This is a genomic window from Streptomyces sp. NPDC036822, assembly GCF_055609145.1.
This window is the reverse complement of sequence record NZ_JBVJPY010000019.1, coordinates 38447-56024: the sequence shown is the minus strand read 5'-3', so window position 1 is coordinate 56024 and position 17578 is coordinate 38447. Positions and strand designations below refer to the sequence as shown.

General features: G+C 67.9%; 18 protein-coding genes. 2 read left to right on the top strand and 16 right to left on the bottom strand.

Annotated elements, in window-relative coordinates; all coding sequences use genetic code 11:
- Positions 1-325: 325 nt before the first annotated feature.
- From ACZ68P_RS30515 to ACZ68P_RS30460, 12 genes are all read right to left on the bottom strand, one after another.
- Positions 326-865 (bottom strand): phage tail protein, encoded by a 540-nt coding sequence (locus ACZ68P_RS30515; RefSeq protein WP_471011868.1) that lies wholly within the window; start codon positions 863-865, stop codon positions 326-328.
- Positions 862-2817, bottom strand: a complete 1956-nt coding sequence (locus tag ACZ68P_RS30510) for a putative baseplate assembly protein (RefSeq protein ID WP_471011867.1) — start codon at positions 2815-2817, stop codon at positions 862-864. The genes ACZ68P_RS30515 and ACZ68P_RS30510 overlap by 4 nt, the downstream gene beginning before the upstream one ends.
- 2 nt (positions 2818-2819) lie before the next feature.
- A complete protein-coding gene (locus tag ACZ68P_RS30505; protein WP_471011864.1) occupies positions 2820-3254 on the bottom strand; it encodes a GPW/gp25 family protein in 435 nt (144 codons plus the stop codon).
- A gap of 20 nt (positions 3255-3274) precedes the next feature.
- On the bottom strand, positions 3275-5074 hold the full coding sequence (locus tag ACZ68P_RS30500) for a VgrG-related protein (protein WP_471011862.1): 1800 nt from the start codon (positions 5072-5074) through the stop codon (positions 3275-3277).
- Positions 5075-5115: 41 nt separating this feature from the next.
- A complete protein-coding gene (locus ACZ68P_RS30495) occupies positions 5116-5712 on the bottom strand; it encodes a CIS tube protein (protein WP_471011859.1) in 597 nt (198 codons plus the stop codon).
- On the bottom strand, positions 5709-6320 hold the full coding sequence (locus tag ACZ68P_RS30490; protein ID WP_471011857.1) for a phage tail protein: 612 nt from the start codon (positions 6318-6320) through the stop codon (positions 5709-5711). Before ACZ68P_RS30490 ends, ACZ68P_RS30495 begins: the two co-directional genes overlap by 4 nt.
- A gap of 55 nt (positions 6321-6375) precedes the next feature.
- Positions 6376-6882 carry a phage tail protein gene (locus ACZ68P_RS30485; RefSeq protein WP_471011855.1) on the bottom strand — a complete coding sequence of 169 codons (507 nt, stop codon included), beginning with the start codon at positions 6880-6882 and terminating at the stop codon, positions 6376-6378.
- Between the two features lie 47 nt (positions 6883-6929).
- Positions 6930-8087, bottom strand: a complete 1158-nt coding sequence (locus tag ACZ68P_RS30480) for a hypothetical protein (RefSeq protein ID WP_471011853.1) — start codon at positions 8085-8087, stop codon at positions 6930-6932.
- Between the two features lie 1941 nt (positions 8088-10028).
- A complete protein-coding gene (locus tag ACZ68P_RS30475) occupies positions 10029-10187 on the bottom strand; it encodes a DUF6760 family protein (RefSeq protein WP_471011941.1) in 159 nt (52 codons plus the stop codon).
- The gene (locus ACZ68P_RS30470) at positions 10184-10552 is read right to left on the bottom strand and encodes a hypothetical protein (RefSeq protein WP_471011852.1); all 369 of its coding nucleotides are present in this window, start codon (positions 10550-10552) and stop codon (positions 10184-10186) included. Before ACZ68P_RS30470 ends, ACZ68P_RS30475 begins: the two co-directional genes overlap by 4 nt.
- Before the next feature lie 26 nt (positions 10553-10578).
- Positions 10579-11091, bottom strand: coding sequence for a phage tail protein (locus ACZ68P_RS30465; RefSeq protein WP_471011850.1), 513 nt, complete (start codon positions 11089-11091; stop codon positions 10579-10581).
- Positions 11092-11109: 18 nt separating this feature from the next.
- Positions 11110-12675: a phage tail sheath family protein gene (locus ACZ68P_RS30460; protein WP_471011847.1), complete on the bottom strand. Its 1566-nt coding sequence runs from the start codon at positions 12673-12675 to the stop codon at positions 11110-11112.
- A 176-nt stretch (positions 12676-12851) separates the two neighbouring features.
- Here ACZ68P_RS30460 and ACZ68P_RS30455 point away from each other — a divergent pair, with 176 nt between their 5' ends.
- Entirely contained in the window at positions 12852-13460 is a 609-nt protein-coding gene (locus ACZ68P_RS30455) for a Pvc16 family protein (RefSeq protein ID WP_471011846.1), read from the top strand.
- Between the two features lie 10 nt (positions 13461-13470).
- Here ACZ68P_RS30455 and ACZ68P_RS30450 read toward each other — a convergent pair whose 3' ends face one another.
- The 3 genes from ACZ68P_RS30450 to ACZ68P_RS30440 form a co-directional block, all read right to left on the bottom strand.
- A complete protein-coding gene (locus tag ACZ68P_RS30450) occupies positions 13471-14100 on the bottom strand; it encodes a helix-turn-helix transcriptional regulator (protein ID WP_471011844.1) in 630 nt (209 codons plus the stop codon).
- A gap of 444 nt (positions 14101-14544) precedes the next feature.
- The gene (locus tag ACZ68P_RS30445) at positions 14545-14736 is read right to left on the bottom strand and encodes a hypothetical protein (RefSeq protein WP_471011842.1); all 192 of its coding nucleotides are present in this window, start codon (positions 14734-14736) and stop codon (positions 14545-14547) included.
- Positions 14733-15680, bottom strand: a complete 948-nt coding sequence (locus tag ACZ68P_RS30440) for a TerC family protein (RefSeq protein ID WP_471011840.1) — start codon at positions 15678-15680, stop codon at positions 14733-14735. The genes ACZ68P_RS30445 and ACZ68P_RS30440 overlap by 4 nt, the downstream gene beginning before the upstream one ends.
- Before the next feature lie 376 nt (positions 15681-16056).
- Here ACZ68P_RS30440 and ACZ68P_RS30435 point away from each other — a divergent pair, with 376 nt between their 5' ends.
- Positions 16057-16950 carry a hypothetical protein gene (locus tag ACZ68P_RS30435; protein ID WP_471011838.1) on the top strand — a complete coding sequence of 298 codons (894 nt, stop codon included), beginning with the start codon at positions 16057-16059 and terminating at the stop codon, positions 16948-16950.
- 68 nt (positions 16951-17018) lie between these two features.
- On the opposite strand, the gene ACZ68P_RS30430 is transcribed toward ACZ68P_RS30435, so the two are convergent.
- Positions 17019-17348, bottom strand: a complete 330-nt coding sequence (locus ACZ68P_RS30430) for a hypothetical protein (protein WP_471011939.1) — start codon at positions 17346-17348, stop codon at positions 17019-17021.
- Between the last annotated feature and the right edge of the window lie 230 nt (positions 17349-17578).

The window sequence follows — 17578 nt, the reverse complement described above, 5'->3', positions numbered from 1 at the left end:
GGCGGGCCACCCAGACCAGGAGGCCCGCCCAGACCGCCAGGCCGCGGCGGGCCACCTAGGCCACCACCGGGCCTCATGCCACCGAAGCCCGTCGGGATCTCGACCGCGCCCCGCGTGGCGGGGGGTGTGAGCGTCCTCGAAACTCCCCGCGCGATGCGGACCATCCACGGGAGCTTCCCCTCCTGGGCGACAGTCTCGCCCTGGGCCCTCACCTCTTCCGATATCTCGGGTACCGCCCGCTCGCCCGACCATTCGAGGAACGCGCCACACGACCCACAGAAGTCGTGGGAGTCGCGGTTCCGGCCGCCACAGCTGCGACAGATAATCATCGGCGGGCAACCTCCATACGGTAGGCGACGTGCGCGGGCAGGCACTCCTGCACCAGTGCCTCGAGGTCGACAAGGTCTGCGTCCTGCTCACGCTCGACAATGATCCGGATCACTGCCACGGACGGCAGTCCCTCCGGGAAGGGCGTCTCGGGCCGATCGGAGGTGAACACGCCTCCGGAATCGACCAGTTCGACCTCACCACCCGTGGCCAGTGCAATTCGGCCGCGGACGCCGGCAACCGTGCCGCGGGTCCGGTGCCCTTCTACCGCGTGCGCGGTGGCCGCCCGCTTTCGCTCGAGGGGCCAGTCCTCGTCCAGCTGGGTACCCATCCGGTCCGCCAGCCAGACCAGGAAGTCCGCCGGGGTGAGCTGGGGGTCGAGGTAGGCCTCGAGGCAGTCGAGCGTGCTGATCACCGGGGCGATCACCTCGTCCCAGCCGGCGGTGAGGCGGACCGTGAAGTCATCGTCCTGGTAGACCGAGGGCAGGAGCTGAGCGAGCGAGTAGGGGCTGCCCAGCCCCTCGACGGCGGCCCTCATCGGGCCTCGTCCACACGGACGTGATGGTCGTAGGAAACCACCAGGCTGTTGGCCGGCAGGTCGATGCGCCGTGTCTCCTGGCCGCGTTCGCCCGTGACGGGGTTGGCGGCGAACAGTCGCACATCGTCCACCAGGTCGACCCCGTCGACGCGCTGGAGCATAGCGAAGATCTCTCCCACTTGGACCGGCCGGCCGAAGGGCCATCCCTTCCCCTGGGGGCCTCCGCCAGGCAGAGGGTCGAGGAAGCGGTACAGGGCGTCCTCGACGTCCCTGCGCACCCGGTCGGCCGTCGCACGGTGGTGAGCGGTGATCCTGCAGACCACGGTCACGCCGCGGTACAGCGGCGGTTCGATCATGATTCGGGTGCCCACCAGACGTACCTCGTCCAGTCGCCGGGCCACCTTGTCGAGGGTGTCCTGGGAGGCGATCAGGTGCTCCAGCCGCACCCGTTCGCCCACCGGAGCCGCCGGGACGACGAGCAGTTTCACACTGCCGTGCTCCTGGCTGGGCAGGCACCTGATGCGGGCCAGTTCGGGGGCCGCTTCGTGGGCGAGGGTCTCGAAGTCTTCCGCCGTCACGGCACGGTTGCTGCTGCGCAGCACGAGCGGGCCCCGTGCCATGGCCTCGGCCAGGGTCTCCCCGTCGGCACCGCCGCGGCCGGGGTGCCTGTTCTCGACCGCGCCGATGAACGGCAGCGACGACATCAGGGAGCGCACCGCCCCCACCGGAACGTTTCCACGTGCTCCACCGCCGACCGCAAGGTTCCGGATGCGTACGGTGGCTCCGTCCTCCGGAACGGCACCGTACTGTCGCAGGGTGCCGTCGGCCTCACGCACCGCCGGCCCCAGGTGCACCTCCCCCGCCACGGCGTCGAGGACGTAGTGTCGGTCCTCCGGGCCGCTGTTGGCGAAGTGGTCGACTCTGGTCCAGGTCTCCCAGACGGTCTCGCGGCCGCGCAGGGCGATCTCCAGCACCGGGTCTCCGTACGGCACCAACAGGGGCTTGTGGCTGACGCTGAACCGCTGGCCCGGGACGCCCTCGGCATCGCCGAGCACCTCGCCGTCCACGATCTCGACGTTCGTGGCTCCGACCGTCGCGCCCACCGTGACGGTGCTCAAACCATGGACGACCGGGCTCGCGGTGTAACCGGGCTGTCCGTCTTCGGGGTGGATGATGCGCGCGCGGAGCCAGCCGGCGCTGTGACCCGCCAGTATGGCCGTGCGGTGGTTCTCGGGCACGTGAATGACGACCAGCCCTGACCTGTTCAGGCCGCCGGTCTCGTCGAGGGACGTCTCGCACGCCGACCAGGCGGCACCGTCCCACGCCTCCCACGCCAGCGGCGGTGTGTCCGGGTCGACGCCGACGCCGTCGATGCGTCCGTCGAACTCGATCCGAACGACGCACCTCGGCACGGCGTCCCGCAGCCCGAACAGCAGCGCGTCCCCGGCCTGCGGCATCGCGCTGAAGGCGGGAAAGGGGGAGCGGACCCCGTGGCTGCCGTATTCGACCTCCACCGGCTGCCCGTCGGCGCCGGCCATGGTCATCACGTGCACGAGAGGGCTCGGAAGCAACGTGATGTCATCGTCGGTGCAGAAGCTGATGGCCTGCTCCGTCTCGGTGCGTACGGTAGAGGCCCGGGTTCCCCTGCGGACGACGAGAGGTGCCTCCGTCACGGGTGTGGTCGACCAGAAGGTCACCTGCGTCCGCGCTGCGACGGGCGGCAGCATGTGGAGACCGATCAGATCGAGGAACTTGGCGTAGAGCCGATCGGGTACCTGGTTGAGGCGGTAAAGCATCTGATCGGTCATCATCGCGAAAGCTTCGAGGAGGGTGATGCCCGGGTCGGAGGGGTTGTGGTCGGTCCACTCCGGGCAGCGGCGCGCGATCAGCCGGCGTGCTTCGTTCATCAGGTCCTGGAAGCGCCGGTCGTCGAGGTCGGGGGTGGGAAGCACGGCTACTGCGCTCCTGCGTCCTGGTCGGCCGGAGCGGTGTCGTCGTCCGGGAGGGAATAGAAGGGGAAGACCATGTTCCGTGGGTCGTCGGCCCCGTCGGCGGTGTAAGAGATCACAATGTTCACCAGAGTGGGATTGCGTGCGTCGGGCTCGACCTCCACCGACTCGACAGTGACGCGGGGTTCGCACGCGGCGAGCGACAGAGTCACCTCACGGCTCAGTTCGTCGAGCGTGTCGGGGTCGGTGCCGGAGAACACGTAGTCCCTCAGGCGGGAGCCGAATCCTGGCCGCATGGGTCGTTCGCCGGGGTAGGTGGTGAGGATCAGCCGCATGGACTGTTCGAGCAGAGCGGGCCCGGTGAGCATGCGGACGGAGCCGTTGCCGCCTGCGCCCAGTGGAAAGGACCAGCCCGTTCCAATGATGTCGTTGCCGTCCATGGCAGTGGTCCTCCGTGGACTCAGTTAAGTTCGATCTTGGCGCCCTTGATGGCGACGGTTCCGGCAGTGCTCTCGATCTTGATGGACGACATCGCCTTCATCGTCAGCGACGATCCGCCGTCGATGTTGACGCTGCCGCCGGTCCCCGCCGTGATGTTCACGGCCCCGCCGTCGCCGCAGACGATGTTGATCGCACCCTGGGCCGCCTTGCTGTTCGGCGGCTTCGGCTGGCAGCCGAGCGTGACGGTCCCGGCGACCTGGTCGATGGCTAGAAGGAGACTGGCGTCCTGGGTGCCCAGGACGATGGCGGAGGCGGTGGGCGGGTTGGGCGCCGTCACCTTGTCGTGGAAGGCCAGCATGTTGCCGACCGGGGAGACGATGCCGCGGCGCACGACCTCAGCCGTACTGCCGGTGGCCTCCACCGCGGGGCCGCCCAGCGTGTAGGTGCTGGCGTCGCTCAGTATGCCGCCGACGACGTACGGACGCCGGGGATCGCCCAGTTCGAAGCCGAGCAGGACCTGGTCGTGGACCTCGGGCAGCAGCATCGCTCCCGCCCTCTTTCCTCCGGCGACCTGGACGACGGGCGCCCAGTCGGTCGTGAACTCCGGCGCCAGCCAGGGCAGCTTCACCTTGACCCGCCCCTTCTTGCGGGGGTCGTTGACGTCGGTGACCACGCCGCAGACCAGGCCTTGCATGCGGGGTGCCGTGGGGAGCCCGCTCTCGCCTGCGGCCAGGCCGAGAAGCGTCCGGTACTCGGCGTTGCCCAACTGCAGCCGGGTGCGATAGCCGCCCTCCGTGTCGTCGAAGACGTGCTGGGCCGCGCCTACGGTCCAGCGGCCCGTGAAGGGCTTCGGGGGCCCCGACACCTGTACTGGGGCGCCTGGCCGGAGGCGCGGATCTCCCCAGGCAACGGCCTGGGCTTCGGCGAAACTGCTGGCCAGGCGTCCGGCGGGGCCCTGGAGGGCCTCCTTCGAGGCCGCGCTGATGGCCTCGCCGAAGGCGGGAGCGCGGTCGGTCAGAATGCGCCCGTCGGAGGAGGGCTGGGGGCCCTGGGAAGGAGCGGATGATGGGGGCGCAGGAGGCCGGGGCTTGGCGACGCCGCGGAGGGCGTCGGAGACGCCGGTGTCGAGACGGACGGCGTCGCTCTTCGTGGCCCTATGGGTCGAGACGACCTCGGCCTTGAGCGGGTCCCAGACGCGCATCTCGACTTCTGGGGCCATGTTGCCGGCTGTCACCCGCGGCCGGAACGTCCGCAGATTGCGCTGCAGTGCGAGCGGCACCGGAGTGCCCTTCGCGCGGGCGGCCGGACGGAAGAAGAAGCCGTCCTCGTCGACGCCGAACTCGTAGCCGATCTCGCGGGAGCGCCAGGTGAGGAAGTCCCAGTCCGTCTGGTTCATCTGACCGAGGTGGTCGTGGGTGACGCTTGTCGACTCGATCGTGCCGACGCGCAGCCCTGCTGCGGATGCTATCGACCTGGCGATGTCGGAGTCGCTCATGTTGGTGAAGGTGCGCACCCGTGAGCTGCGTTGCAGGAGATGGGTCCGGTCGTACGCGCGGACGAGCGTGTAGCTCTGCAGACCGAAGTAGTCCCCTTCGATCGCGGTGACCTCACCGGCCCCCACGAGGGCGGGGCTGTCGTCGGCGGTTGCCTGCGCCCGCACCTCGATTGCGGTGCCGAAGGTGATGCCGGCCTCCTCCAATACGGTTGCGTCACTGTCGCGGAAGGTGATCTCGATCATCGTGGGCATGTTGACGCGGCTGTCCACCACGGTGCGCATGACGCACTCACCGAGCGCGGCGTCCAGATCCTTGTGCCCCACTCTTATGAAGGGGTAGGGCGGCGGAGGTGAGGGAATGGCGTTCACGGCATCAGCCCCGCCAGCGCGCGTCCGGGATCGGCGTTGGGGCCGACCTGCCCGTCCAGCCCTGCCGGGACTCGGGTGGGCGTGGGGGGTTTCAGCTGCGATCCCTTGCCGGGCTCGGCGCCGTGATCCTTGCCTTCTTGGAGCACGTGCAGCGTCATGTTGCGGATCTCGGCTCGGATGGGCCTGCCGTCACGGGTGAAACGGGTGTAGGTGCAGTCGAAGCGGACGAGTTCGACCATGTACAGGAATCCGCGCCCGACGGCTCCCCATTCAAACTTCAACTTCACCCGTTGGCCCTCGATGCCAGCCTTTTTGGGCGGCTTTTCCACCCACTTCATAAGCTTCACCACCACCGACTTGCAGTCGTTCCCCGAGAAGGTGATCGTCGACATCACCAGACGCGTCGATCCGTAACTGTGGGTGATAGCGCTCTGCCAGGACGACTTGCCGCCCTTGCTCGTCCCCACCGGGTCAGCCAGTCCCTCGGCGTTGTGAGAAATACTGATCTCACTGGGGTTGAACTCAAATACGAGAGGGGAACCCTCGGCGCTGCTCAGCCTGGCTTTGGTGACGTTCCGCGCGAGCTCGCTCACCTGTTCACCTCCGTGACGGCCGCGTCCGGCCCCTGACCGAGAAATCCACTGTGCTCGAACGAGATCTTTTCGACGGCGACCGAGTTGCTCTGGGCGTTGAGGTCAGGGCCCGACCATTCCTTCGGGAACGCGTTTTTCAGGATCCAGCTACTCACAACCTCGCCCTTGGCACCGAAGAGCCTGATGGTGATGTTCTGGCCCTCGTACACACCCCCCTTTCCTCCGAACTCGTAGCCGGTCCAGTTCGCCGCCACCCGGGCGAGCCAGGCCTGGACTTTGGGCGAGTCCTCCTGCGTCATCACCCGCTCTAGAGTCACGGCGCTGAACTTGACCCGGTCCGGCAGGAGTTCGCGGTCGAGGTACTCACCGCCCTGGGACACCTCCTTGGAGGTGAACTGCACCTGCAGGCCGCGGCAGCTGGACCAGAGACCGAGGTCCGTTCCCCACTCGTCCAGTGCGACGTGGAACCGCATGGCCAGGCCGGCGCGCGGGTAGTCCTCAGGAGCGCGCGGGGTCCGCTGTTCGAGCGCACCCCCGATGAGCCTGGGGACCGAGGACAGGGCCTGAGTCGGGTGGGTCCAGCTCATCCCGGGCAGCTTCTGTGTCATCTCGGTTCCTCGGTCCGCTTCACAAGTCGGTCGTCCATGTCTCTGCGATCTGGCGTCAGTGACCCCGGCGCATCCGCGCACCGGGGCGGTGGGGCAGGAACTCGTCGTCGAGGAATCCCGTGTGCACGAGTTCGAGGGTCTCCATCGCCACCTCGCCCTTCGCCGCGTTGAAATCGCTGATGTTCCACGCGGCGGGGAAGAACTCGCGAAGCTCCCACCACATTTTGAAGCCGAGCGTGTTGGCCAGGCCCACTGCTCCGGTCAGCGGCTCGTTGCGCACGGCCGTCCTGGCGAGCCATTCCTGGACGACTGCGGAATCCGCACACGCCGCACGGGACAGCTTGATGCGCTGGTACTTCGGGACGCTGGGATAGATGAGCGGCTGGTTCCACCGGTCACCCGACCGGTACTCGCTGACCTGCCAGTTGACCGAGAGCCCGGACGCCCTGGACCAGTCGCCCAGTTCCACGGTGCTGTGGTCGATGGCCACGGTGAAGGAGTGCGACATGGCCACCGAGCCGAAAAGGGCGTCGGCGAACATGCTGGCGCGTCCTACGCGCATGATTCCTCACTTCCAGAGATCGGACCGACCACGCGGTTCTCGTGCGTTCAGCTACGGGGGGCCAGGAGGCCGTGACGCTCGCGCTCCACGACGAGTTCTCTTCGGATGCGCGAGAGAATCCGGTCATGAAGCCGGTCGGCCAGTTCGTCGAGGAACGCCGGCTGGTCGAAGAGGGCGTACATTTTTCCGCGGTCTGCCAGCATGTCGAGCAGTGCCGCCCACTCCGGGGTCTGGTCGAGGGGGACTCTGCCTCCGCTGTCTCCCGAGTCCCTTCGAGGGACGCTGCCGGAGAGGAACCCGGAGTGATCATGAGAGCCGCCCCAGTCCTCGCCGACGGAGAAGCTCAGTGTGCCGGGATCCCCGAGCACGTCACTTGGGAAGCCTGCGCCGTCGCTGCCCCGCTCGGAGAGCGGAGTCGTCGCCGCGGCCGACGGAACGGGACCGTGGGTTGGCTCGGGCCCAAGCCGACCGAGGGGGCCACCGTTCCCGACGCCCCACTGTGCCGCCATGTTCACGTGGTGCAGGGCCGGTGGGGCGCCTGCCCCTCCGAACCACCGCTGGCCCGCACGTTCGTGTGCGCCCGCGGGGGTGGAGAGGCCCGGGGACACCACCGGCATGTCGTCGCCGGCGGCCAGTTGCAGGGCACGGGCCATCTGCTGCGCGGACACCATGTCGTCTTCCCCGGGCTGCGAGAGATGCGCGGGGCGGATGTCGTGCATGTCACCGAAAGCATCGGAGCCGACCGCTCTGTGCGTGTGCGGGTCCCCGGCTGGCGACGCCACGTACTGCGGGACCGCGTGTAGCGCCTCGGCGTGATGTGCCTGACTGTCCGAAGGCTGCTCGACGGGCGGAAGTGACCGGACGGAATGCACGAGGCGAAGCGCCGGCGCGTTGTCAGGAACCGCCGGAGCGCCGCTTGGCAAGGCTGCGGGGGGCGCGAAGAGGTCGGACCCGGAACTGATGCCGGGCCGTGCAGACACGTCTCCCGCCTCCCCGTGCACGACCGCGGCGTCGGCAGGCGCCGAAGCCACAACGAGGTCGGACCCGGAAATGATGCCGGGCCGTACAGACACGTCTCCCGCCTTCTCGCCCGCGGCACCGTGCACGACCGCGGCATCAGCAGACGTCGGGTCCACGAAGAGGCCGGGCACGTGCGCGTCGGCGGATCGCGGGGCCTGCGAAGCAGCCGCGAGGATCGGCTTCATTCCTCCTCCGGTCGTCACGGCTTCACCGCTGAAGGCAGAAGTCACGGGCGGAGCAGGCAGCAATACGCTCCCTACGGAACCCAGCTGCCGGTGCCGCAGAAGGGGAGGCTCATGCGGGAAGGTCCGCGTGTCGCCCCTAGCCGTACCGAGTCGGACGGGAAGGGTCCGGAGCGCCGGCCTTCCGGCCAACGCTGCGGCCGCCTCTGGGAAAAGGGGTGCCTGGCCCCATGGAGTGACAGCTTCGGTCGCGGCGTGAACCGTCTCCGCGTCGGGACCAGGTTCAGGCGATGCCGCAACGTGCGCCTCGGGCGCCGGGGGGGCGGTCATGAGCGGCGGTGCGAGCGGCTCGTTGCCACCGTTCTGACGCGGACCCCCACCGGCTTCGTCGACGGTGGGCACGGACATCGCAAGCTCCGTCTCACTCCCGTCGGCCATCCCGGCGGTCATCCGTGCGCGGTCCCCCCTCTCTCCGCTGTGGGGGGTGGGAGAGGCGAGGTCGGACGGCGGCGGGACATCGGGCCCGGGCGACTCCTCGTAGAGAAGGCCTGTGTCGGCGGCGGCTTCCCGGGGTTCAGACTCCGGCGAGCCCGGGACGCCGGTGACGTCGCTCGCCGCCAGCCCGCGAGCCGGGGCTGCGGAGGTCACGACCGGTGTGTCGTCCTCCGTCGGGGCTTCGGACTCCGGCGTCGCGGCCGGACCGGCCGGACCGGTCCGCCCCGAAGCCGGGGCCTCGGCGGGGGAGACAGCGGAGGACGACCGGTCCGGCCGATCCGGTGGACGGATCTGTCGGCTCTGCACGGGGTGAGCCATGGTCTGCGGGGAGCGTCCTGCCTGCTTCAGGCTCCAGGCGGCTTCCCAGCTCGGCGCGGTGACGGGCGAGGAGGCATCGACCGCGCCGGTGACGTTGTCGGGCACCGGTCCCGTGCTGGCTCCGTCGGCGGGTTGATTGACGTCCGTTCCGGCTCCGGGGGATGGCAGGACCCCGTCCGGAGCGGAGTCATGTGCGGTGGGCCGCTCCGCGTCGATGGCCGCTTCACCGGACGGCGCCGAGAAGTCCCCGGCGTCCGCGGGCCGCGCCTCGTCCGTGGGCGCGGCGGGATGGGCAATGCCCGCACCCCCCGCGAGCCGGCCGGACCGATGGGCCAGGTTGCGACGCCGCGATTCGGCAAGGTTGGCCCGGCGTACGCCCGGCGGGAGAGGAGCGGCAGCGGGGGCGGGAGCCTCGGGCAGTCCGTCCGGCAGGGCTGGCGCGGAGGTGTCGCTCTCCTCCATGCGAGCCCGGACGAACGACGGTACGGAGTAGAGGCGTTGCAGCTCCGGCGGGCGGAAGGCGTCCAGCTTCTTCTCGAAGTCGGAGCGTGGTGGAGGCGGTGTGACCGGTTGGGGCGCCCCGACGTACGCGCCGGTGGCGGTGATCAGAGAGGGCGATGCCGCGACCTCGTCTCGCGATGCCACGTCCTCGATCACCGGAACCCGGCGGGGCCGCGAGGGCACGACGGGCAGCTGGTCCGCGACGGTCGGCGGGATCGTCGTGTTGATCGTCGTGGCCCGTCCGGACAGCACTGTGGGGACATTCTCCTCCGGGCCCCAAGAGGCCGGCAGGAAGGGGATCGAGTCCGGTCCCGCGCCCAGGGGCTCCACGAGGGAGTCCACACGGCCGCGGGGTCCGGCGTGCCGTGCGACGGCGGGCCGGTGGACGAGCGACCGCGTGCCGGCCCGGGCCGTCGCCGCCGGAGAGGTGGCGACCACGGTCCACGGGTTGGCGCGGACCGTGGTTCGCAGGACGGGCAGTCGGCGCCACGCCGCGACCGCGCGACGAGGAGTAACGGCAGGGGCCGTAGCAATCGAGTGTGCCCTGGGCGTGCGGGCACGCCAGAACTTCCACGACCACCGCATGGTCGCCTCCTCTTCGCGGGTTTCAGGCGGACACCATTCGTCCGGTCATTCGGTTTCGGAGATTCTCACGTTGATCTTGCCGATTTCCTCGATCACCCTCTGACGTGCTGGGTGCTCCAGGTCGAGAATTGATTCGGCAGGCCAGTGCAGGTAATAGGCGACGTAGACGACCTCCTCCCAGAGACGGTCGGCCGAATACGTCAGGATTCCCCCGGCGATTCACCTGCGATGTCGACAAGGAAGGAGTTGTCGCAGGACGGGCAGTGGACTTCCGCCTCGGTCCTCCCCTCCTGGTTGATTCGACGGTAGAGATCCTGAAGAAACGCCAGATCGGACGCGAACAGATTCTCGATCGTGTCGGTTCCGATGCTCGTGACGGATCCCAGGCGGGTGACGGTCCGACTCAGTAGCAGCACCGTGAGGTAGGCGGGATTCTGCTGAACTTTCGGATCCACTTGCGGCGCGATCTCATCGCGTGCGGTGGCCAGTCGCATGAGCCCGTCCCGGTGCACGCGCCCCTCGGAATCGACATATCCACGAGGGAGCACGAACGGGTACTCGGTCTTCATTTCCTTGCCCGCAGCCGTTGGATCCATCACGACAGAAGAGACGGCTTCATGGGATTACCGTCCGGACCCATCGGCGTGATGGACTCGCACGTGAAGGTGACGGTCTCGAGGACGACCTCGGAGGCGCCGGCCTTGATGTTTCCCATTTCGACCTTGCTGGGCCACGCACCCTGGAGCCAGAAGGAGGAGAGCACGGTCTGCTTCCCACTGATGTCCACCGGCGGGCTCATGAGGGACAGCGTTCCGCTCATACGCGCCGCGCCGCCGGGGGCGAGCGAACACAGCATGTGCCAGGCGAAGATCCCGGCGGTGCCGTCGACACCACGCTTGAGCGTGACCGTCGGAGGCTTCTTCTTTCCGAACTGCTTGGTCAGAATCGCCCCGCCGGTCTTGGCGTCACTGGCGATGTACTCGACGGGTTCGATCTCGCTGGAAATGCCGGAAAGCTCGGAGAAGTACGCGGGGCCGGCTCCGTCGAAGGCGACCACGAAGCCAGACGCGACGAGCGCCTCAGGCCTTCCCATGGATTGTTCAGTCACAGCCCTGTTCCTTTCATGCTACTCATCGAGAGATGATCCCTGACCGTACTGCGACAGCCGGAAGACAACGAATTCCGCAGGCTTCACCGGAGCGATACCGATGTCAATCGTAAGGATTCCGGCATCGCGGTTTTCCGGCGGATTGTTCTCCTCGTTACAACGGATGAAGAACGCCTCGGAAGGGCTGTTTCCGAATAGTGCTCCGCTTCGCCACACCCGCGTCAGGAAGGCAGAGACCGTCCGGCGCACGCCCTCCCAGAGATACGGATCGTTCGGCTCGAAAACTACCCAGTTCGTGCCATCGAGAATGGACTTTTCAACGTAGTTGAAGAGCCGCCTGACATTGAGGTAGCGCCATTCGGCATCACTCGAGAGCGTGCGAGCGCCCCAGACACGAACGCCCTGCCCCGGGAAGGTCCGCAGGCAGTTGACACCGAGCGGGTTGAGAATGGCCTGCTCACCCTTGGTGACGGCCAGCGCGGGACTGAGAACCCCACGCATGACTTCGTTGGCCGGAGCCTTGTGCACGCCCCGGGTGCTGTCGCTTCGGGCCCAGACGCCGGCGATGTGCCCACTCGGGGGAAGGAGTTCCGCCTTCTTCTCCGCCGGGTTCATGACCTTGATCCACGGCCAGTACAGTCCCGCGTACTTTGAGTCGAACGCGGAGTATTCCTGCCGCCACTCGCGGACCTGCTGCGCGTTCAGGTCGGGCAGCGGGTCCAGGATCGCGACCCGGTCCCCCATCAGCTCGCAGTGCGCGATCAGCTCCAGCTGGACCGCCTTCACGCCCTCCGCGTCGATGACGCCCTGCTGGTAGGCCGCCATGAGGTCCGGCACGGCGACCATCGTGATGTCGTCGAGGGCCTCCAGGCCGGACAGGCCGGTGCGCGCGGCCGTGTCGCCGATGTACAGACCGGGCGAGATCTCCGGCTCGACCACCGCTGGTGCGTTCGCCGCGGGGGCCGGGGCGAGAACCACCTTCGCTCCCTTGGCGGGTCGGGCGAGAGTGGCTCCCTTGATCTCTTCGAGCGTGATCAGAGGGGACTGCTTGACCGCCGTGACGACACTGGTGGCGCCCTTCTTGGCGGAGACGTTGTCGTAGACCTCCTCCACCTTGCCGTCGCGGCGGACGACCAGCTTGAAGAGGTCGTCGCCGCTGTCGGTGGCGTCCTCGACCTCGACCGTAACCGGTCCGGCGGATTTGGTGGCCCCGGCGTCACTCAGGCCCACGGTCAGCGAAGGCCGAGCGCCGTTGTGGCCCGCCAGCTCCGCCCGGAGGGGGGCGGGTGCCGCCAGGGCGGGCGTCTCTTCGGAGCTCCCCCCGGCGCCGAGGCTCACGATGTACGCGTTGCCGCCTCCGTTGAGGAAGTAGCCGTAGACGGCCTGGGCCAGGTAGGAACCGGGGACGAACTCACCGAAGACGGTCGTGTACTGGGTCCAACTGGTGACCAGGACCGCCTCGTTGAAAGGCCCCTTCTCCGTGAACCCCACGAAGGCAGCTGTGGAGGTGCCGACGCCCTGGATCGGCTTGATTCCCGAGGATGTCTCTTCGACGTAGACACCTGGGGTCAGATAGTTGGACACGCGTTCCTCGCTTCCGTGTGCGATGCATTTGATGGTTCACCGGCGGCGGCCGGTCGGTGAGTGGCGGCAAGACAGCCGTCGAGTCACGTATTCCTGCGCGATGGGGAAAGAGGGTGCGCGCAGAGGGGTGCCCTGCCGTCCGCAGACCGCGGTGCTCTGTCGTAGACGATGGATCGATGATGGATGCGGTCACGTTGTCCCTGGAGTCCTGGCTGCGTCGTTGCACCCCGGCGGCTGGTCTCGATTTCGGTGCCCCGGCCCAGGCCGTGCCCGAGGTGGGGCCGGAGGGAGTCATACGGGCGTTCCTCTACGACGTCCGTGAGGACCTGAACAGCCGGGGTGGCGACCTGTACCTCCGGGACCCCTCCCACAAGGTCGTGGGCCACATGCAGCCTCTGCGGGTGTTCCAGTACTCCTACCAACTCACCGCATGGGCGAGGGGCTGGCAGCAGTGCTACGGCCTTCTCGGGGACGTGCTGCGTGAGGCCGCGGCCTGCCCCGCCATCCCCGCGGAGCTCCTTCACGCATCCCTTGGTGGGTTCCGTTCCGGAGCCGTACGCCTCGTGGTCGCGCCACCCAGCCCCGTGCCTTTCCCCTGGAACGCCTCCCACTCACCGATTTCGCCGATGCTCAACCTCCAGGTGCTCGCTCCCCTGCAGCCTGCCGCCGACACCGCTCTGGAGCAGGCGCCGTCCACGGTTGACATGGGTATGGGGACTCGCGCAGAGGTGGAGGGACCGTCGCAGCGGAGGGTCGTCCGGCCCCGCAAGCGGATCGAGGAGTAGCCGGCGGACCTCAGATGAGGCCTTCCCGGATGGCGTACGCCACCGCATGCGATCGGTTGCGCAGGTGGAATCGGTGCGTCACATCGTGCAGAACGTTCTTGACGGTCCGTTCCGAATAGGAGAGCTGCGCGGCGATCTCCCGGGTGTCCATGCCCGCCGCGACGAGCTTGAGCACCTCGCCCTCGCGATCGGTGAGGCCGTTGAATCTCAGCCCCCGAGGGGCCAGCACCTGGCGCTGCACCTGAGAGACCTGCTTCAGCAGGCGGCCGAGGAGGTCCGGCGGGACGACTCCGGCGCCCCGGTTGACGGAGCTGATCACCTGCACGAGCCGGTCCGCCGTGGCTTCCCGTCGCCGCACAAGCCCCGCGACCCCTGACTCGACGGCGATCATGAGGCCGGCGTCGTCCAGTTCGGAGACGACGACCACCGCTTCCTGAAGTCCTCTGCCCCGGACGGCACGCAGGAGGCGCAGGGCCTCGTCGTCCATCTCGTCGGCGACGATCAAAGCGACAGTCTCCGGGGTGATCTGGTGTTCGTCAGTGATCCAGATCTCACCACGGGTCTTCAGCGCGGCGACGATGCCCGCCTCGGAGATGGGGTCCGACGTCTTGACGTGGACGAATATGCGGTCGAGTGACACTGGGGCGCCCCTTTGGCTATTTCCAAGGCCGCAGCCCGCGGACACCTGTCATTCAACGGGCTGTGATCGGCTTTGCCCAAACAGCCTCCCTTTTCGCACGGGGAGGAAACCATAGCCGGGGTCGGGGACTTCATGGACTGAACCGGTGTTACCACCTCGTAGGGCGAGCTGATTTGATGAAAGCTTGAGCAATACCGGAGAGTAGCCGTTCCCGGGAGGGCAAACCTCGCGGCCGCCTTGCCGGTTGCCCGCGAGGGCGGACGTCCGGGCGCGCATCGAGCCGATTCCGGGACAAGTCGACGCCCGAGAGACGCTCGGACCCCCTGATAGGGCTGCGTCGACTGCCCCCTGCGCGCCGACAACCTGACCGCCCGGACGGGACGATCACGTTGCGTGGCGACCCTATGGCTCCTTGCGCACAAGCGGGCAGTCAGGGCCATGCCCTCAGCCGGTGGTCCGGTCCTCTGGACGAGAGCGCCGGGGGGTGCCCTTGCCCTCGGGCGTATTCCTCCACCGCGTGAGAAGGCGGTACAGGCCGGCGGAACCGGCGCCGAAGAGAAGCAGGGCGGCCAGCCCCCATGCACGGTCCTCCGCGCTGGTTCGCAGCGCCTCCAGCACCGTTGCGATGTCGCTCATGGCGCCTGCTTCTTGGAGGCGATCAGGCTGGTGATCGTGGTGATGATCAGGACGCCACAGATGACCGCCAGCGAGAACGGGATGGAGATCTCGGGGACGTGCACCCCGGACTCGTGCAGTGCGTGCAGCACCAGCTTCACACCGATGAAGCCGAGGATCACCGACAGGCCGTAACTGAGGTGGACCAGCTTCTTCAGCAGGCCGCCGATCAGGAAGTACAGCTGCCGCAGACCCATCAGGGCGAAGGCGTTGGCGGTGAAGACGATGTACGGGTCCTGCGTCAGACCGAAGATCGCGGGAATCGAGTCGAGCGCGAAGAGGATGTCGGTGGTGCCGATGGCCAGCATGACGATCATCAGCGGGGTCAGGACCCGCTTGCCGTTGACCCGGATGAAGAGCTTCGTGCCGTGGTACTTGTCCGCGACGCCGAACCTCTTCTCGACGGACTTGAGGAGACGGTTCTCCTCCCAGTCGTCCTCGTCCTCGTCGGCGCGTGCCTCCTGGATGAGTTTCCAGGCGGTGTAGATCAGGAACGCGCCGAAGATGTAGAAGACCCAGGAGAAGCTGGCGATGATCGTGGCGCCTGCGGCGATGAAGATCGCGCGGAGCACCAGGGCGATCAGCACACCCACGAGCAGCACGCGCTGCTGGAGGTGGGAGGGCACCGCGAACTTCGCCATGATCAGCACGAAGACGAAGAGGTTGTCGACGCTGAGCGACTTCTCGGTGATGAAGCCCGCGAAGAACTCGCCCGCGGCCTGGCTGTTGCCGAAGACCAGCAGGCCGAGTCCGAAGAGCACGGCCAGGATGATCCAGACGATGGTCCAGATTCCGGCTTCCTGGACCGACACGTCATGGGGCTTGCGCCCGATGAGGAAGTCGATCCCGATCAGTGCGGTGAGACCGAGAATGGTCAGCACCCAAAGAGTCATCGAAACGTCCACTACGTGCCCATCTCCAGCAGCTATCGGCGGTGCGTCGGCCATCTGGTGGCATAGCTCCCGCGCGGTGGTCGCCCTATCGTCGACCACGCGCGGCACGGGACACCGGGCCGGTCGGGCGGCTGAACGTGCGCTTCCGTATCCCTTGTCTCTGCCTCGTCCGCCCCGCCGGGTACGCGGGTTGTCCATCCGGACGGACGACGCGCTACTCCTTGACAAGCCTGTGCACGCCGCCCCGGACCACCGGGGTGGAAGGGCAGCGGAGGGTGCAGGAATTCTCTCCCTCGAAGGAGCCCTGACGCCGGTGCCGCGCCCCCGGTACTGCGCGAGACTGGCCGGACACGAGGGGAACGAGGCGCAAAGGGGAGGTGGTCCGGGCATGGCGCCCAATGCAAACGTCGTTCACGAACGGGTGCTCTGGGCTGTCGGTACCGTGCTGGACAACGGGTGGGGCGCGGACCGGAACACCGTGACACAAGCGCTCGTCGACGCGCTCACCGCCGCCGAGGTCCTCTGGAACGACGACGCTTGGCGCACGCTTGAGAACCACTGGGAATACGCCGCGGGCCTAGTCGTTCAGTATCTGGAGCACGACCCCCGCGATAAGGGAGCCCGGTCGGCCCATGCGGAGCTCAGAGGACTGATCGACGAGGCCTTCGGCTTCCTGGCCCAGGATCTGGCGTCCGCGCTCGCCGCTTCCGGGCGCCACCCCGAGGCGTCCATGGGCGAGGTGTACGGCTATGAGTCCCCCGCTCTCCACAGCGCCGTCCACGACGGCACCGCCTTCGTCGCTGAGGCGGGTACGCCGAAGGCGACAGCAGCCGTGCCTGCCCGCGATTACGAGCCCGGGGCGGCCAAGCGGCGCAAGGCGGAGTGTGCCGAACGCGCTCTCGACGCCGCACATAAGGTGCTGGAAGCTCTCGACTGGCAGGCCATCGACCAGCAGAACGGTCACACTCTCAAGTCCATGGATGTGGCCGCGCGCCTGTGTGTGCTGTGGGTCAAGGACCGGGGCGTCATCATCGTCGGCAAGGACAACCCCGCCTTCCAGGCGGTCGAGAAAGTCCGGGACGTGCCAGGCATCGAAATTTTCGCCGGCTCCCTGCAGCTCCTGGCGAGACCACATTGGCGGCGCAGCCAGGGCTCCGCTGAGATCACCGGCATCCCACAGGAAGAGGCAGACGCGATCTCCGAGCGCTTTAACGCGTACAAGATCACGGTGTCCTTGGTCCCCCCCAGGGGGCCGGGCGTCCGGAGGTCCGGTGAGTCCTGAGACGCCGGCTCGCCCGCACGGGCCTGCGCCTGGCCGCTCCGGCGCGGCGGACACAGCCCCCGTTCCGCTCAGGAGAGGGCCAAGTAGTCGACCGACCCGTCCCACGTCGTGAAGTAGGCGCCGGCGACACCGACAGCCGCCAGCAGGCGCTGGCAGCGGGGGCAGGGACGAGCCATCACTGGCTCGCCGGCGAGGTTGACCCGGGCCACATAGAGGACGGTGCCCCGGGGGTTGCGTACACGGCGAACCGCTGCCTCCTCCGCGTGGAAGGTGGCGTTGCGGAAGTCCACACGCGGAGAGTTCCGACGCCTGTTCGATCGTGCTGCCAGTACGCGCGGCCCTGAGGCGACCACCGCACCGACGCGATGACGGCATGACGAAGCCACAGCCGTCCTCATGGCGAGTTCGATAAGCGAGCCCACGCTGTCCCCTCGGTCGGCAGGGCGTCCCTGCGGCGCACAACGGCGCGGAATTCGATCTGCGTCCTCCGGCCGTGCCGGAGCGGCAAGGGAAGGATTTCTTCAGTCCGGAGGAGCGTTCAACCTCCTGACCCCGTGACCGTTCGCACACCCCGTCTGACCAGCCCGACTGCGACAGGGGTGCACATGAACCGCCCTTCCGGGCAACG

Excerpts from the sequence above, each read along its gene's own strand:
- ACZ68P_RS30515 (WP_471011868.1), bottom strand. The coding sequence starts at position 865 with ATGAGGGCCGCCGTCGAGGGGCTGGGCAGCCCCTACTCGCTCGCTCAG.
- ACZ68P_RS30505 (WP_471011864.1), bottom strand. The coding sequence starts at position 3,254 with ATGGACGGCAACGACATCATTGGAACGGGCTGGTCCTTTCCACTGGGC.
- ACZ68P_RS30490 (WP_471011857.1), bottom strand. The coding sequence starts at position 6,320 with ATGACACAGAAGCTGCCCGGGATGAGCTGGACCCACCCGACTCAGGCC.
- ACZ68P_RS30485 (WP_471011855.1), bottom strand. The coding sequence starts at position 6,882 with ATGCGCGTAGGACGCGCCAGCATGTTCGCCGACGCCCTTTTCGGCTCG.
- ACZ68P_RS30480 (WP_471011853.1), bottom strand. The coding sequence starts at position 8,087 with ATGAAGCCGATCCTCGCGGCTGCTTCGCAGGCCCCGCGATCCGCCGAC.
- ACZ68P_RS30470 (WP_471011852.1), bottom strand. The coding sequence starts at position 10,552 with ATGAAGACCGAGTACCCGTTCGTGCTCCCTCGTGGATATGTCGATTCC.
- ACZ68P_RS30455 (WP_471011846.1), top strand. The coding sequence starts at position 12,852 with ATGATGGATGCGGTCACGTTGTCCCTGGAGTCCTGGCTGCGTCGTTGC.
- ACZ68P_RS30445 (WP_471011842.1), bottom strand. The coding sequence starts at position 14,736 with ATGAGCGACATCGCAACGGTGCTGGAGGCGCTGCGAACCAGCGCGGAG.
- ACZ68P_RS30435 (WP_471011838.1), top strand. The coding sequence starts at position 16,057 with ATGGCGCCCAATGCAAACGTCGTTCACGAACGGGTGCTCTGGGCTGTC.
- ACZ68P_RS30430 (WP_471011939.1), bottom strand. The coding sequence starts at position 17,348 with ATGAGGACGGCTGTGGCTTCGTCATGCCGTCATCGCGTCGGTGCGGTG.